This is a genomic window from Brevundimonas sp. UYEF29 (assembly GCF_040546195.1).
Lineage (GTDB): Bacteria > Pseudomonadota > Alphaproteobacteria > Caulobacterales > Caulobacteraceae > Brevundimonas > Brevundimonas huaxiensis.
The window spans coordinates 140,807-155,538 of the sequence record NZ_JBEPNH010000004.1 but is presented as its reverse complement, the minus strand read 5'-3'; the positions used below and the strand labels follow the sequence as shown (position 1 = coordinate 155,538).

The window sequence follows — 14,732 nt, the reverse complement described above, 5'->3', positions numbered from 1 at the left end:
CATGCCCATGATCGCCCTTGCCGCCGCCCTCGTGATTTCCGGACAGACGACCACGCCCCCGGCGCAACGTCCCGGTTCCAACCTGACCCGCGATCTGAACAGCGCGCCGCCTTCCGGCTTGGCCACGTCTCCGGCCGCATCGACCGCGGCTCCGACACCGACACTGACTCCGGGGCCGACCGCCGGCGCGACCCAGGCCCTGCCTCCGATCGGCCAGACCCCCGCAGCATCGCCGCGCCCGGCGCCCGCCACGTCATCCGCGCCGCGCACGACTCAGACCCTGCCGCCGATTGGCCAAAGCCCGGCGGCGACGACGCGTCCGGCGACCGCGACACGTCCGCAAACGCCAGCCTCAACCACAACGGCGCCTCAAGCGACGACACCTCAACCGACACCTCAACCGACACCGACGGCGCCTGCCGCAACCCCGCCGGCCGCCGCGCCCGCGCCGGCGGCCTTGAACGCCGCCGCCATCGCCGCCCTGCCGTTCAGCATCCAGCTGCCCGCCGGCCTGACGATCACCCCGGCGCGCGCGGGCGCGAACGCCAGCATCTATCGCGTCCAGCGTGGCGACCAGACCCTGCTGATGATCTACGCCGGCCCGTCGTCGCAGTTTCCGATCTACGACGGCGAGACGGTCCGTGCCGGCGGCCGCGCCTCGGTCGTCGTCACCGAGGGCAGCCGCCGTCTGGCGATGGAGCACCTGTTCCAGCGCGCTGCGGACCCCAGGGAGATCCACGTATGGATCGCCAGCGTCGAGGGCGCGGACCGGGATCTGGCCGAACGCATCGGCCAGTCCATCGACGTCAAATAGGGCTCAGCCCTCGGACCAGACCGCCATTTCGGTGCCGGCCGGATCGGCGAAGTGGAAGCGGCGACCGCCGGGGAAGCTGTAGATCGGTTTCACGATCCGGCCGCCGGCCGCCTCGACCTTGGCCTGCATGGCTTCAAGGTCATGGGCGTACAGGATGGGCAGGGGGGTCTTGGTCTGATCGGCCTGATCGGCGTCGAACCCGCCGTCCAGTCCCTGATCGAAGGCCGCATAGGTCGGGCCGTAATCCACGAAGGTCCAGCCGAAAGCCTGGCTGTAGAATTCCTTGGTCGCGGGCAGGTCGGCGGCGGGCAGTTCGAGGTAGTCCAGCTTTCCGTCTTCACGCACGGTTGATCTCCTGAGTTGGGCGCCACCGGTCCCTTGTCTTGCACGCGCCCTCGACATGCGCAAACCTGCAAACGGTTCGCAGTTGCAGGAATCGAGCGATGATCGTGATGACGACAGGCCTGTCGGCCCTGATGGCCCTGATGCGGTGCGAGGCGCGTCCGGTCGAGCCGCCGCGCAGGCTCGACACCGATCGCACGAACCCGCGACCGGCCCGACCCAGACCCTGATCAGCCGACCTGGGCGCGATGCCTCAGATAGGCGTCGGCCAGCACGCAGGCGGCCATGGCCTCGACCACCGGCACGGCGCGCAGGGCGACGCACGGATCGTGACGACCCTTGGTGCGCAGGTCCGTCTCTTCGCCGTCGCGGGTGATCGTCTGGCGCAGGGTCAGGATGGAGGAGGTCGGCTTGAACGCCACCCGCGCCGTCACCGGCTGGCCCGTCGAAATCCCGCCCAGCACGCCGCCCGCCTTGTTCGACAGGAAGACCGGCTGCCTGTTCAGGTCCAGCCGCATCTCGTCGGCGTTCTGTTCCCCGGTCAGTTCGGCGGCCTCGAACCCCGCCCCGATCTCCACCCCCTTGGCCGCATTGATCGACATCAGGGCCGCAGCCAGCTCGCCGTCCAGCTTGCCGTACAGGGGCGCGCCCCAGCCCGCCGGAACGCCGGTGACCTCCAGCGCGACGACCGCGCCGACCGACGATCCTGCCTTGCGGATGCCGTCCAGATAGGCCTCCCAGCCGCCCACCACCTCGGCCGAGGCGGCGAACAGCGGATTGGTGTGCACGGCGTCGAAGTCGATCCGATCCGGCGCGATCCGGTGCGGGCCGATCTGGACCACGCCGGCCCTGATCTTCACGCCGTCGCCCAGCACCTTGCGCGCCACGGCCCCGGCCGCCACGCGGCTGGCCGTCTCGCGCGCCGAGGATCGACCGCCGCCCCGATGGTCCCGCACCCCGTATTTGACCTGATAGGCATAGTCGGCGTGCCCCGGCCGATAGGCGCGGGCGATCTCTCCATAGTCCTTTGACCGCTGGTCCTCGTTCTCGATCAGGATCGAGATCGGCGTGCCCGTCGTCACCGGCCCGTCGCCGTCGTCGAACACGCCCGACAGGATGCGCGCCGTGTCGCTTTCCTTGCGCTGGGTCACGAAACGGCTGCCGCCCGGCTTCCTCTGATCCAGCCAGGGCTGAAGATCCGCCTCGGTCAGGGGGATCATCGGCGGGCATCCGTCCACGACGCAGCCGATCGCCGGCCCGTGGCTCTCGCCCCAGGTGGTCACGCGAAACAGATGGCCGAAGGTGTTGTGCGACATGGCCCCGACTTAGGCCGCCAGACGCTCCTGCGTCCAGACCCGCGTGAACCGCACCAGCAGGTCCTCCGCCGCCGAGGGTACATCGGACGACGGCTCCAGCGTCACGAACAGATGCCCCGCCGGCCGTGATCCGCGCGCGGGCAGGCCCAGGTCCTTCAACCGCACCCGCACCGGTGCGGCCATGTCGGCGGTGATCCAGGCCGAGCGCGTGCCGACAGGGGTCTCGATCTCGACCCGCCCGCCGTCGGCCATCAGGCGACGCTCGACGGCCCAGGTCATGAACAGGTCGTCTCCGACAACCGACAGCCCGTCCTCGGGCCGGATCAAGACCGACAGATAGAGGTCGCTCCCGTCCGCCGCCCCGCGCCTCAGCCGCAGGTGATCGCCGCTGCGCAGGCCCTTGGGAGCCGTGACCCGCACCGTGCGCGCGCCCAGCCGCACCTCGACCTGCCCCCCGGCCAGGGCCTGCATCGGCGACAGGACCAGAACCGGCGACGGCGCGGGCCGCGCGGCGGGCGCCGACAGGGCAGGACGAGGGGGCTGGTGCGCCTGGATCAGCCGATAGGCCGCGATCACGCGCCGGAACCGCTCGGCGTCCCCGCCGGCCTGATCCGGCCGCGCCGCCTTCACCGCCGTACGGAAGGCGGCCTTCAGCTGGGACGCATCGACATCGCCACTGAGGCCCAGGATCGACAGGGCCTCGCGGACGCCGGACACATCTGAAATCGGAACAGGCGCGCTCATGCCGTCACCGTTCGCCCATCAGGGTCAATGGGCGGTTAACCCTGACGACGAGGCACCCGTTTTTGACCGCGATCATTTCCAGCCGCGCCTGCACGGACTACATCACCCTCCATGACCGCATCCGTGATCCCGCCCAGCCCGTCGCGTGAGGAATACGCCCGCGACTATGCCGCCGCCCTGGCCGCCAATGGCGACGAGACCATCTTCGACCGGCCCGAACCCATCGGCCTGTTCGTCGAATGGCTGGCCGACGCGAGGGCGCACGAGCCGAACGATCCGAACGCCATGACCCTGTCCACCGTCGACGCCGACGGCCTGCCGGATGCGCGGATCGTGCTGCTGAAGGACGTCGATGCGCGGGGCTTCACCTTCTATTCGAACAGCCAGAGCGCCAAGGGCGTCGAACTGGCCGGTTGCGCGGCCGCCGCCCTGACCTTCCACTGGAAATCCCTGCGTCGCCAGGTGCGGGTGCGCGGCGCGGTCGAGCCGGTCACGCCGGTTGAGGCCGACGCCTATTTCGCCAGCCGCGCGCGCGAAAGCCGCATCGGCGCCTGGGCCTCGGACCAGTCCCGCCCCCTGTCGGATCGCACCGTGCTGGAAGAGGCCGTGGGCCGCGAAACCGCGCGCTTCGATGGTCAGGAGGTGCCGCGCCCGTCCCATTGGACCGGCTGGCGCGTCGTGCCGCGCTCGGTCGAGTTCTGGCGCGATCGCCCGTTCCGTCTGCACGACCGACTGCGTTTCGACCGCGACGGCGAGACCTGGCGCTCGGGCCGCCTCTGGCCCTGACCCGCGATCAGTCGCGGAACAGCAGCGATCCGTCGCCGTAAGAATAGAAGCGATAGCCGTCGGCGACCGCATGGGCATAGGCCGCCTTCATCGTCGCCGTGCCCGCAAAGGCGCTGACCAGCATGAACAGGGTCGACTTCGGCAGGTGGAAGTTGGTCATCAGCACATCGACCGCCCGGAACCGATAGCCCGGCGTGATGAAGATGGCCGTGTCGCCGTGGAAGGGTTTGATCTCGCCGTCCTCGGCCGTCGCGCTTTCCAGCAGCCGCAGGGAGGTGGTGCCGACGCAGACGATGCGCCCGCCCTTTGCATGGACAGCGTTCAGGGCGGCGGCGGTGTCCGGCGACACCTCGCCCCACTCGCTGTGCATCTTGTGGTCAGCCAGGTCGTCGGCCTTGACCGGCAGGAAGGTGCCGGCCCCGACATGCAGCGTCACCGCATGGGTCGAGACGCCCTTGGCGCGGATGGCGTCCAGCAGGGCAGGGGTGAAATGCAGCCCCGCCGTCGGCGCCGCGACCGACCCGTCATGCTCGGCGAAGACGGTCTGATAGTCCGACCGGTCCCGGTCGTCCTCGGGCCGTTTGGCGGCGATATAGGGCGGCAGGGGCATGACCCCGACCTCGCGGATCGCATCGTCCAGCGCCGGTCCCGCCAGGTCGAAGGTCAGGGTGATCAGGCCGTCTTCCCCCTTGGCCGTCACCGTGGCGTCCAGCCGACCCAGGTCGCAGGCGGCGTCGCTCGCGTTTCCGAACCGGATCCGATCCCCCGGCTTGATCCGCTTGCCCGGCTTCATGAAGGCGGACCAGACGTCGGGCGCGTCGCGGTGATGCAGCGTCGCCTCCACCTCGACCGTCAGGGTTTCGCCCTCGGCCCCGATCCGCTGGCGCACGCCCGACAGACGGGCGGGAATGACCCGTGTATCGTTGAACACCAGGGCGTCGCCGGGCTGCAGGAAGTCCGGCAGATCGCGAATGATCCGGTCTTCCAGCGCGCCGCCTTTCACCACCAGCAACCGTGCGGAATCGCGCGGATCGGCCGGGCGCAACGCAATCTGGTCTTCGGGGAGGTCGAAATCGAAATCGGCGGTCTTCATCGCGCGCTCTATAGGCGGCTCCGACGCGCCGCGCCACGCCGCGACGCCCTGCCAGCGCATCGTCGGCGCCCCTATGTCTGATTTGCAAAGGATTTTCGCGCCCGAACGGCGTCTAACCGACCGCGCCCCGGCCGTGTGTTAGACTGGCCGGCGATCTTTGACACCGTAAGTTCAGGCGGAAGGCACGACCAAATCCCGCCCGCGCCTCACCCGGATGATGGCGCCGGATTAGACGAATTAGACACTTTAGACGGTGAATTCCCGTCCGCGGCCCAAGGCTCCACCGTCGCGAGATTAGACGAATTAGACTCTTTAGACGGTAAAATTCCCCGCCGCCGTCTGATCTCAGCTGAAGCCCGGCGCAAACGCCCCCGCCCAGGCGCCATAGCGGTTCAGCGACAGGTCGCGGGTCTCGATCTCGGGCGCCTTGCCGTCGACCATGTCGGCCAGAACCCGCGCCGAGCCGCAGGCCATGGTCCAGCCCAGGGTGCCGTGGCCGGTGTTCAGATAAAGCCCCGGAACCTTGGTCGCGCCGATCACCGGCGTGCCGTCCGGCGTCATCGGACGCAGGCCCGACCAATAGCTGGCCCCCGCCAGGTCGCCGCCGCCGGGGAACAGGCTGCCGACCGAATGGGCCAGGGTTTCGCGACGGACGGCAGGCAGGGTGTTGTTGTAGCCCGACAGCTCGGCCATGCCGCCCACGCGGATGCGATCGCCCAGGCGCGTGATCGCCACCTTGTAGCTCTCGTCCATGACGGTCGAGACGGGCGCCCGGTCTTCGTTCACGATCTTGGCCGTGATCGAATAGCCCTTCACCGGGTAGACCGGCAGATCCAGCCCCAGCGGCTTGGCCATCATCGGCGAATAGGAGCCGAGCGCCAGGATCACCAGATCGGCCGTCATGGCGCCCTTGCTGGTCATGGCGCCGGTCGCGCGACCGTCCGCCATCGTGATCGACTGGATCTCGGTCCCTGTGTGGAAGACCACGCCGCGCTCCGCCGCCAGCTTCGCCAGGGCGTTGGTGAACAGGAAGCAGTCGCCGGTCTCGTCATGCGGCAGGCGCAGACCCCCGACGAAATCGACGTCGGAGGCGGCCAGGCCCGGCTCGGCCGCGATACAGCCTGCGCGGTCCAGAACCTCGCATGGCACGCCGGCGGCCTTCAGCACATCGACGTCCTTGTGCACGTCGGCCAGCTGCTTTTCCGTGCGGAACAGCTGCAGCGTGCCCTGCTGGCGACCGTCATAGGCGATGCCGGTCTCGCGGCGCAGCAGGTCGATCTGGTCGCGGCTGTACTCGGCCAGACGCACCATCCGGCTTTTGTTCAGCGCATAGCGGTCATGGGTGCAGTTGCGCAGCATGGCGACGGTCCAGCGCACCATGGCCATGTCCAGCCGCGGCCGCACGATCAGCGGGGCGTGGCGCATCAGCAGCCACTTCATCGCCTTGACCGGGATCGACGGCGCGGCCCAGGGCGCGGAATAGCCCGGCGAAATCTGCGCGGCGTTGGCGAAGCTGGTCTCCAGCGCCGGACCGGCCTGGCGATCCACCACCGTGACCTCATGCCCGGCCTGACTGAGATACCAGGCGGTGGTGACGCCGATGACGCCCGACCCAAGCACCAGAACCCGCATGTGACGTTTCCAAGCCCAATGTTGTTATTCGCCGCAAGCTAGCGCCGCATGGATCGACGATCCTGCCTGTTTGCGCAACGATCGGTCGCTGATAGAAGTCTGACGCAATAATCTGCGGCTGAACGGCGGAAACTTGTGTCCCTGCTCGATCCTCTCGATCAACGCCTCCTTCAACGGCTCCGCGCCGACGGGCGCATCAGCAATGCGGACCTGGCCTCCGCCGTCGGTCTGTCGCCCTCCGCCTGCCTGCGGCGGGTGCGGCGGCTGGAAGAACGCGGGGTGATCCGGGGCTATGCCGCCGTCCTGGCCAACGACAGCGACGACGGCGTCGTCGCCTATGTCGAGATCACGCTGGAGAAGCAGACCGACGACCACATGCGCCGGTTCGAGGCGGCCGTTCGCAACCACCCGGAAATCCGCGACTGCTATCTAATGGCGGGCGAGGCCGACTACATCGTCCGCGCCGTCGCGCCCGACATCGCCGCCTATGAGGTGATCCACAAGGACGTCCTGTCGCGCCTGCCGGGGGTGTCGCGCATCCACTCCAGCCTGGCGATCCGCAACGTCCTGGCGGCCCGCGGCTGAAACGGGCTGAACCTTCCGCCCCGGTCGGGTGTTGTGGCGGCATGAAAGCCCTCGACCTCCTCCCGTCCGCCCTCATCGGCGCTGTCGCCAGCGCCCGTTCCATGACCCCGATGGCGGCCCTCGCCACCGCCGAACTGGCTCACAAGCCCTTGCCCGGCCGCGTCTTTCTGCTGAACCGGCCGCTGTTCAAGTTCGGCGCCCTGGCCATGGGCGTGGGCGAACTGCTGGGCGACAAGATGAAGACCGCGCCCGATCGCACCGTCTTTCTGGGCCTGTTGGCGCGCGTCATGAGCGCGGGCATCGCCGGCGCCGCCCTGGCCCCGCGTGGAAAGGAGAAGCTGGGCGCCGGCCTGGCCGTCGGCACGGCCGTGCCGCTGGCCTATCTGACCCTCTCAGGTCGCAAGAAGGCCATGGCCCGCATCGGCCAGACCAAGAGCGGCCTGATCGAGGACGCCCTGATCGTCGGCGCCGGCGCCCTGGTCGTCGGCCTGACCGTCTCGCGGTTCAACCGCCGCTAGCCGCTCGACAGCCGGGCCCCGGCGGCGATAGGTGGGGAGCGTTTTCGAAGGACCCCCGCCCATGATCACCCGCATCCAGCCCGGCGCCCGCATGAGCGAGGCCGTCGTCCACGGCGACACCATCTATCTGTCCGGCCAGGTCGGCGAACCCGGCGACGACGTGACGACGCAGACCCGAACGGCGCTGGCTGAGATCGAGGCCCTGCTGGCCGAGGCCGGCAGCGACAAGTCCAAGATCCTGATGGCCCAGATCTGGCTGGCGGACATCGCCGACTTCGAGGCGATGAACGGCGTGTGGGACGCCTGGGTCGACACCGCCAACCCGCCGGCCCGCGCCACGGGCGAAAGCCGGCTGGCGTCGCCCGACTATAAGGTCGAGATCATCGTAATCGCCGCCAAAGCCTGATCACGGTTGACCGGGCGGGATGCAGACTGCAAACCGCCGCCATGCTGCAGAACCTCGAAACCCTCGCCCGCGAGGCCAAGTCCTGGCCCTTCGAACAAGCCCGCAACCTGCTGGCCCATGTTCTGAAGAAACGGCTGGGCGAGGCCGAGCGAGCCGAAGCGCGCGCCCTGATCGACGCCGGCAAGGCGGATGAAGCCCTGGCGGCCTTTCCCGCCTTGCAGCGCCCGGTGATCCTGGAGACCGGCTATGGCCCGTCGGGCCTGCCGCACATGGGCACCTTCGGCGAGGTCGCCCGCACCACCATGGTGCGCAACGCCTTTCGCGCCCTGACCGGCGACCACTGGCCCACGCGCCTGATCGCCTTCTCCGACGACATGGACGGCCTGCGCAAGGTGCCGGAGGGCGTGCCGAACCCGGAGATGCTGCGCGAGGACCTGCACCTGTCCCTGACGCGGGTGCGCGATCCCTTCGGCACCCACGACAGCTTCGGCGCGCACAACAACGCCCGCCTGCGCGCCTTCCTCGACAGCTTCGGCTTCGACTATGAGTTCATGTCCTCGACCGAGACCTATAGGTCGGGTCGGTTTGACGCGACGTTGCTGACCCTGCTGGAGCGGTTCGACGCGGTCCAGGCCATCATGCTGCCGACCCTGGGCGAGGAGCGCCGCGCCACCTATTCGCCCTTCCTGCCCATCAGCCCGATCACCGGCCATGTGCTGCAGGTTCCGACCCTGGCGCGCAACGTCGAGAAGGGCACGATCACCTTCGAAGATCCCGCCGGCGAGCCGGGCAACCGCACCGAGGTGCCGGTCACGGGCGGTCATGTGAAGCTGCAATGGAAGCCAGACTGGGCCATGCGCTGGGTCGCGCTCGACATCGACTACGAGATGTCGGGCAAGGACCTGATTGAGAGCGTGCGCGAAAGCTCCAAGGTCTGCCGCGCCCTGGGCGGCACCCCTCCCGAAGGCTTCAACTACGAGCTCTTCCTCGACATCGAGGGCAAGAAGATCTCCAAGTCCAAGGGTAACGGCCTGACGATGGACGATTGGCTGCGCTATGGCACGCCCGAGAGCCTGTCATGGTACATGTTCCAGTCGCCGAAGTCGGCCAAGAGCCTGCACTTCAACGTCATTCCGCGCGCCATCGACGACTATCTGGCCTTCATCGAAAGCTACAAGACCCAGGAGCCGGCCAAGCGGATCGACAACGCCGTCTGGTCGATCCATGCGGGCGATCCGCCGACCCACACGTCGCCGGTGTCCTTCGCCCTGCTGCTGAACCTGGTCGGCGTGGCCAACGCCTCGACCAAGGACCAGCTGTGGGCCTATTTCGCCAAATACCTGCCTGACGCGACGCCGCAAAACGAGCCGCTGCTGGACCGGCTGATGGACCACGCGCTGAACTACTACGAGGACTTCGTGAAGCCCGCGAAGTCCTATCGCCTGCCGGACGACAAGGAAAAGGCGGCGCTGCTGGATCTGGCCGAACGGCTGAAGGCGCTGCCGGCCGACACCACGGACGGCGAGCTGATCCAGAACGAGGTCTATGCGGTCGGCAAGGAACACGCCTTCGAGCCGCTGCGGGCCTGGTTCGGCGCGCTCTATGAGGTGCTGCTGGGCGCTAGCCAGGGGCCGCGCTTCGGTTCGTTCGCCGCCATCTACGGCCTGCCGCAGACGATCGCACTGATCGAAGCGGGCGCAAACGGAGAGCTGGCGCAACCTTGACCTTGCGTCAGGGTTGTTGCGTGATGCCAGCCTGATAGGACGTAGCCGGGGGAGGCGAGGTTGCGTTACGAGATCGACGAGGCGAACAGGGTCCTGATGCTCGACCTGGTGTCGGCCGGGTCGGCCGACCGCGTGTTGAAAGCGACGGTCGATCTGATCACGCAAAGGCCTGAGCTCTGCAGCTGGGACTGGATCGTCGAATGCGAACCCATGACCGACGACGCCACCGTCCAGCATCTGGCGAAGCTGGCTGAAGCCTGGGGGCCGCCGCCGTCCGTCGAAGCGGTGACGGTTTTCGTGACAAACGACCGCATGCTCCATCTGTGGGCGCGTGTGCTGGACTTCCAGTTCGTGCGTCGGAAACACTTCATCGAACGCGACGTCGATATCGCCAAACGTTTCGTCGCCCGCCGCCAGTCCGCGCGCATTGCCAAGATGAACGGAAAATAACGGCGAAGCTCCGGGAGCCTTCAGGTTCGTCCGTGCATTCTCCCCTCATCGGCAAACGCGCTGACAGGAGAAGAGTTATGTCGAACAAGATTTTCAAGACCGGTCTGGCCACTGCTGCCGCCTTAGCCGCCATGGTGACCGCCGCCCCGATGTCCGCCCAGGCCCAGGCCAACGGCGTGACCAATTGTGACGCGCCTGGCGGTCGCCAGCGTGCGGGCGCCCTGATCGGCGCCGTGGTCGGCGGCGTGGTGGGCTCGAACCTCGCCCGCAACGAGCGCACGGCCGGCACCATCGTCGGCGCGGGCGCCGGCGCCGGCGCCGGTTCCTATATCGGCTGCAACCAGCAACGCGCGCGTGCGGCTTCGGCCTCCAGCGGCGCCCAGTATCGCGCTTCGTCGAACCTGCGCATCCGCAGCGGCCCCGGCACCAACTATCGCCAAGCCGGCACGCTGTCGGCAGGCCAGCCCTTCACCGCCATCGGTTCGCAAGGTGAATGGGTCCAAATCGCAGGCGGTGGTTGGGTGAACGCCCACTACGTCACGGCCAACTGAGTCCAGTTCGCCCTAATCGAAAGCCCCGTCCGGTTCGCCGGGCGGGGTTTTTGCTGCGCCTTACTGGCTGACCCAGAGGATGCGGGCCATCCATTCGATCTCGCGCCGGGGCACGGTCCTGGGCGGATAGTCGGGATTGATCGAGGCCAAGGTGACGGCGCGGCTGGTCAGGCTGGTGACCTCCTTGGCCACGGTTTCTCCGCTGGTCAGGCGGGCGACAACGCGGTCGCCTTGTCGAACCTGCGTCGCTTCTTGATCGACGATGACGCGATCGCCTTCGCGATAGAGGGGCGACATCGAATCGCCGGTTATCCGAAGGCTGAACAGGGTGTCCTTGGCGCGCGGCAGATCGGTCTGATCCCAACCTTCGCCGACCGGCAGGCCGGCGTCGTCGAAAAACCCGTCCTGACCCGCCTTGGCCAGACCCAGCAAGGGGACGCTGGTCGGCGTCTCCGGCGCGTCCTCAGCCAGCACCGCAAACTCCGATAGCGACAGGCCCGTCGCCTGAAGCACCAGCGTCATGCTCTCGGTCGACGGCCAGCGCGGACGCGGCGGATCGCCAAGTCCGAAGCGTTTTGAGGGATTGAAACTCGTCGCATCCAGACCGGCCCGTCGCGCCAAGCCCGACGGCGTCAGCCCTTCACGTCGCGCCAAGGCGTCGACGGCCTTCCAGAGCTTGGCGTGGGATAGCGGCATGGACTTCCAGCGACCGATTCGTCGCTAGAATACGATCAAGCGTTAGGAATTTCTACCTACCAGCATCGCCGCACGGCGCTCCTGCCAAGCGTAGAATGTGCCGATGACGATGCAGCCGATAATGAGATAACCATTGAGATTCATAACTGTGATCAACGATCCTAGCAGCACAGGTTGTTTGGCGAGCATCATGACGTGAGCCATGACTGTGATCAGCTGGATGCCGCTCGCCCACACGGGCCATGATTGCCGATAGCGCCAGGCAACACCGACGAAGACTATCAAAACAGCAAGATCGATCAGAAACAAACCGGCAGGCAGGCCGCGAAAGCCGCTGTTTTGCTGCAAGATAATGGATGCGAACCAAGCAAACAGATAAGCCCCGGCGCCCATTCTTTCAGCAGGTCCACCCTTCATGAAGGCAAACAGAGCCATGCCGACCATGAACACGGCGCCCACAATCGCATAGACGATATTGACCATAACAAAATCGCCCCCACGCAAAATACGTGGGGGCGATAATGAACGAAGTCAGATCAAACTGAAATCTCGGTAAGCCAAGCTTACCAAGAATTCACGCGACGCGATGCAAATGCGTCGGCGTCAGGGCCGATTTGGGGTCGAGCCAATCGTCGGGCTTGGCGATCGGGCCAGCGGCGTAGGTGCCGAAACCGAGGCGGCGGTGATCTTTTTGCAGCTCGGCGTGACAGGCCACGATGGACTCACGCGCGGCCGAGAGGGCGGCGATGGTTTCCATGGCCTTGGCTTGCGACAGCGTGCCGGAGACCGGCGACAGCGACAGGGCGGCGCGAGCGCCGATGAAGGATTGAACCAGCGTGGTCGCCTGGGTGATCGCGGCGTCGATCGCGAGTTCGGTAGCATGCAGATCGCCAGCAACGCTGGTGACGACTTCAGTGCGGTCCATGAAAGCCCCTCAAAGACAGGTTTACAACGGCCGTATGGTTATCACGTCTTAACCCTGTTTGGTAGAGCAATCTTTACCATATCGGCAATCGCGCGTTGAAGCGCCGCCGTAAGCAAGGCGTTGAAACCCAATGAGAGCAAGAAGTCGGCGCGAATCAGCGCGCTAGGGCGCGGTGATCAGTCCTGGTTGTCCAGCAGGAAGTGTGCGGTAAGGGACGCAATCGGCTGTTGACGTTCTTCCTGCCAGGCCTCCGCATGCACGTGGGCGACGCGCCGACCGGCCCGGCTGATGCGGGCGCGAGCAAAGACGTCGATCGGCCTGCCGGTGCGCAGATAGGCGACCGTCACATTGATCGGGCGGGGCAGACGCGGACCCGGAAAGCTGAGCGCCACCTGAGCCATGGCCGTCATTTCCAAAAGGGCGGCCGTCGATCCGCCATGCAGGGCGGGCAGCATCGGATTGCCGATCAGCTTATCGTCGAAGGGCATGACGACAGTGACTTCGTCGCCGCTTACCAGGGTCTGAAGGCCGAGAAAGCGGGCGTAGGGCATGCGGTTCAGGATGTCGGTCATGCCGCCGCTCCTGTTGCTTGGGGCGTCCGCTCGCGGGTTTGGTTGAGGATATAGGCGGCTTGCGCGGCGGCGACCGGGTCTGATGGATCGTCTTCGAAGGCCCAGGCGCGCACGAAGGCGATGCTGGGCGTCAGGCGGAAGCAAAGGCCCTGTGCCAGCAGGTCCTGACGCGGCCTGGCCGCGCGCATGTAGTCGACACGCAAATCAAGTGTGGCGATGGGCTGGAAGGCGTCCATCGCAGTCCACACCGCCAATCCGCCTATATGATCCAGCAAGGTCGTCACCAGACCGCCTGCGAAGACGCCGCTGTCGGGATCGCCGACCAGATCCTCACGCCACGGCACGCGAATACGGGGCTGGCCATCGTGCAGGCCGTCGAAGGTGAAGCCCAAGGCGCCGGTGTGGGCGGCGCCGGCGGCCAGTTGCGGCAGGATGGTGGTCAGGAAGCTCTCGTGCATCGTGCGGACTGAACCTGTTGCGCCGATTTTCGGGGTCATCCTCTATGGGGCGGCGACCCGACGGCGTCGAGAGCGTTACCGCAAGATGATCCGCCCCGAAGACCTGCTGCACCCCACGCCCGCTGGCCTCTACTGCCCGCCGGGAGATTTCTACATCGACCCGGTTCGGCCGGTGGATTGCGCCGTCATCACGCACGGGCACGCCGACCACGCGCGCGCCGGTCACGGGGCGGTGCTCGCGACGCGCCAGACCCTGGCGATCATGGCTGAACGTTATGGCGCGGACTTCACGTTGCAGCCCCAGTCAGTGGAATACGGCGAGGCAACAGCGATCAATGGGGTCGATCTCAGATTGGCGCCTGCCGGCCATGTGCTGGGTTCGGCCCAGGTCGAGGTGCGCTGGAAGGGGCTGATCATGGTCGTGTCCGGCGACTACAAGCGCCGCCGCGATCCGACCTGTGCGCCGTTCGAGCCTGTGCCGTGTCACGTCTTTATCTCGGAGGCGACGTTCGGCCTGCCGGTCTTCAGCCATCCGCCGGCGGAGGACGAGGTCGGGCGGCTGGTGCGCTCGCTGGGACAGTTTCCCGAGCGGGCGCATCTGGTCGGCGCCTATGCGCTGGGCAAGGCGCAGCGGATCATCCGTCTGCTGCGCGAGGCTGGATGGGACCGCACCATCTATGTGCACGGGGCGCTGGAGCGGCTGAACGCCCTGTACGAAAGAGAAGGGGTCGATCTGGGCCCGCTGGCGCCGACCCGCGATCTGCCCAAGAATGCGCTGGGCGGCGAGGTCGCTATCGCACCGCCATCCGCCATCCAGGATCGGTGGGCGCGTCGGTTCGCCGATCCGGTCACGGCCTTTGCTTCAGGCTGGATGGGGGTGAAGGCGCGGGCGCGGCAGCGCGGCGTGGAACTGCCGTTGGTCGTGTCGGATCATGCCGACTGGAACGAACTGACCGCGACCTTCACCGAGATCAAGCCGGAGGAAATCTGGATCACCCACGGTCGCGAGGAGGGTTTGCTACGCTGGGCCGAGATCAACGGGCAAAAGGCGAGGGCGCTGCGTCTGGTCGGCTATGACGAAGAGGATGAAGAGGCGCTGGACGTTCGTCCAGACTGACGA

At 67.1% G+C, this 14,732-nt stretch carries 20 protein-coding genes; 10 read left to right on the top strand and 10 right to left on the bottom strand.

Annotated elements, in window-relative coordinates; genetic code table 11:
• Window position 1: 1 nt before the first annotated feature.
• Window positions 2-814, top strand: coding sequence for a hypothetical protein (locus ABIB58_RS08660; RefSeq protein WP_354040329.1), 813 nt, complete (start codon window positions 2-4; stop codon window positions 812-814).
• A 3-nt stretch (window positions 815-817) separates the two neighbouring features.
• Here ABIB58_RS08660 and ABIB58_RS08655 read toward each other — a convergent pair whose 3' ends face one another.
• Window positions 818-1,159 (bottom strand): VOC family protein, encoded by a 342-nt coding sequence (locus ABIB58_RS08655; protein WP_295226322.1) that lies wholly within the window; start codon window positions 1,157-1,159, stop codon window positions 818-820.
• 98 nt (window positions 1,160-1,257) lie between these two features.
• Between ABIB58_RS08655 and ABIB58_RS08650 the strand changes: the two genes are divergently transcribed.
• Entirely contained in the window at window positions 1,258-1,386 is a 129-nt protein-coding gene (locus tag ABIB58_RS08650; RefSeq protein ID WP_354040326.1) for a hypothetical protein, read from the top strand.
• Here ABIB58_RS08650 and aroC read toward each other — a convergent pair whose 3' ends face one another.
• Window positions 1,387-2,472 (bottom strand): chorismate synthase, encoded by a 1,086-nt coding sequence (gene aroC, locus ABIB58_RS08645; protein ID WP_354040324.1) that lies wholly within the window; start codon window positions 2,470-2,472, stop codon window positions 1,387-1,389.
• Window positions 2,473-2,481: 9 nt separating this feature from the next.
• Entirely contained in the window at window positions 2,482-3,216 is a 735-nt protein-coding gene (locus ABIB58_RS08640) for a DnaJ C-terminal domain-containing protein (protein ID WP_354040322.1), read from the bottom strand.
• Window positions 3,217-3,327: 111 nt separating this feature from the next.
• Here ABIB58_RS08640 and pdxH point away from each other — a divergent pair, with 111 nt between their 5' ends.
• Window positions 3,328-4,002, top strand: coding sequence for a pyridoxamine 5'-phosphate oxidase (gene pdxH / locus ABIB58_RS08635; RefSeq protein ID WP_354040320.1), 675 nt, complete (start codon window positions 3,328-3,330; stop codon window positions 4,000-4,002).
• A 7-nt stretch (window positions 4,003-4,009) separates the two neighbouring features.
• On the opposite strand, the gene queA is transcribed toward pdxH, so the two are convergent.
• Together queA and ABIB58_RS08625 are read right to left on the bottom strand one after the other, a co-directional pair.
• Window positions 4,010-5,095, bottom strand: coding sequence for a tRNA preQ1(34) S-adenosylmethionine ribosyltransferase-isomerase QueA (queA, locus tag ABIB58_RS08630; protein WP_354040318.1), 1,086 nt, complete (start codon window positions 5,093-5,095; stop codon window positions 4,010-4,012).
• Between the two features lie 345 nt (window positions 5,096-5,440).
• Window positions 5,441-6,727: a D-amino acid dehydrogenase gene (locus tag ABIB58_RS08625; protein WP_354040316.1), complete on the bottom strand. Its 1,287-nt coding sequence runs from the start codon at window positions 6,725-6,727 to the stop codon at window positions 5,441-5,443.
• Between the two features lie 135 nt (window positions 6,728-6,862).
• On the opposite strand from ABIB58_RS08625, the gene ABIB58_RS08620 reads away from it, so the two are divergent.
• From ABIB58_RS08620 to ABIB58_RS08595, 6 genes are all read left to right on the top strand, one after another.
• Window positions 6,863-7,312, top strand: coding sequence for an Lrp/AsnC family transcriptional regulator (locus ABIB58_RS08620; RefSeq protein ID WP_039246401.1), 450 nt, complete (start codon window positions 6,863-6,865; stop codon window positions 7,310-7,312).
• A 41-nt stretch (window positions 7,313-7,353) separates the two neighbouring features.
• A complete protein-coding gene (locus tag ABIB58_RS08615; RefSeq protein ID WP_091747886.1) occupies window positions 7,354-7,830 on the top strand; it encodes a hypothetical protein in 477 nt (158 codons plus the stop codon).
• A gap of 61 nt (window positions 7,831-7,891) precedes the next feature.
• Window positions 7,892-8,236: a RidA family protein gene (locus ABIB58_RS08610; protein WP_354040312.1), complete on the top strand. Its 345-nt coding sequence runs from the start codon at window positions 7,892-7,894 to the stop codon at window positions 8,234-8,236.
• Between the two features lie 41 nt (window positions 8,237-8,277).
• Entirely contained in the window at window positions 8,278-9,960 is a 1,683-nt protein-coding gene (locus ABIB58_RS08605) for a lysine--tRNA ligase (RefSeq protein WP_045810256.1), read from the top strand.
• 60 nt (window positions 9,961-10,020) lie between these two features.
• Complete coding sequence (locus tag ABIB58_RS08600) at window positions 10,021-10,410, top strand: hypothetical protein (RefSeq protein WP_045810255.1); 390 nt, start codon at window positions 10,021-10,023, stop codon at window positions 10,408-10,410.
• Between the two features lie 77 nt (window positions 10,411-10,487).
• Window positions 10,488-10,961 (top strand): SH3 domain-containing protein, encoded by a 474-nt coding sequence (locus ABIB58_RS08595; RefSeq protein WP_354040309.1) that lies wholly within the window; start codon window positions 10,488-10,490, stop codon window positions 10,959-10,961.
• Between the two features lie 60 nt (window positions 10,962-11,021).
• Here ABIB58_RS08595 and ABIB58_RS08590 read toward each other — a convergent pair whose 3' ends face one another.
• From ABIB58_RS08590 to ABIB58_RS08570, 5 genes are all read right to left on the bottom strand, one after another.
• Window positions 11,022-11,657, bottom strand: coding sequence for a S24 family peptidase (locus ABIB58_RS08590; RefSeq protein WP_045810254.1), 636 nt, complete (start codon window positions 11,655-11,657; stop codon window positions 11,022-11,024).
• A 42-nt stretch (window positions 11,658-11,699) separates the two neighbouring features.
• On the bottom strand, window positions 11,700-12,140 hold the full coding sequence (locus tag ABIB58_RS08585) for a hypothetical protein (RefSeq protein WP_045810498.1): 441 nt from the start codon (window positions 12,138-12,140) through the stop codon (window positions 11,700-11,702).
• A 91-nt stretch (window positions 12,141-12,231) separates the two neighbouring features.
• On the bottom strand, window positions 12,232-12,582 hold the full coding sequence (locus ABIB58_RS08580; protein ID WP_045810253.1) for a hypothetical protein: 351 nt from the start codon (window positions 12,580-12,582) through the stop codon (window positions 12,232-12,234).
• A gap of 176 nt (window positions 12,583-12,758) precedes the next feature.
• Window positions 12,759-13,154, bottom strand: coding sequence for a PaaI family thioesterase (locus tag ABIB58_RS08575; RefSeq protein WP_039246414.1), 396 nt, complete (start codon window positions 13,152-13,154; stop codon window positions 12,759-12,761).
• Window positions 13,151-13,651, bottom strand: a complete 501-nt coding sequence (locus tag ABIB58_RS08570) for a PaaI family thioesterase (RefSeq protein WP_231576580.1) — start codon at window positions 13,649-13,651, stop codon at window positions 13,151-13,153. The genes ABIB58_RS08575 and ABIB58_RS08570 overlap by 4 nt, the downstream gene beginning before the upstream one ends.
• A gap of 46 nt (window positions 13,652-13,697) precedes the next feature.
• Between ABIB58_RS08570 and ABIB58_RS08565 the strand changes: the two genes are divergently transcribed.
• A complete protein-coding gene (locus ABIB58_RS08565; protein ID WP_354040305.1) occupies window positions 13,698-14,729 on the top strand; it encodes a ligase-associated DNA damage response exonuclease in 1,032 nt (343 codons plus the stop codon).
• Window positions 14,730-14,732: the final 3 nt, after the last annotated feature.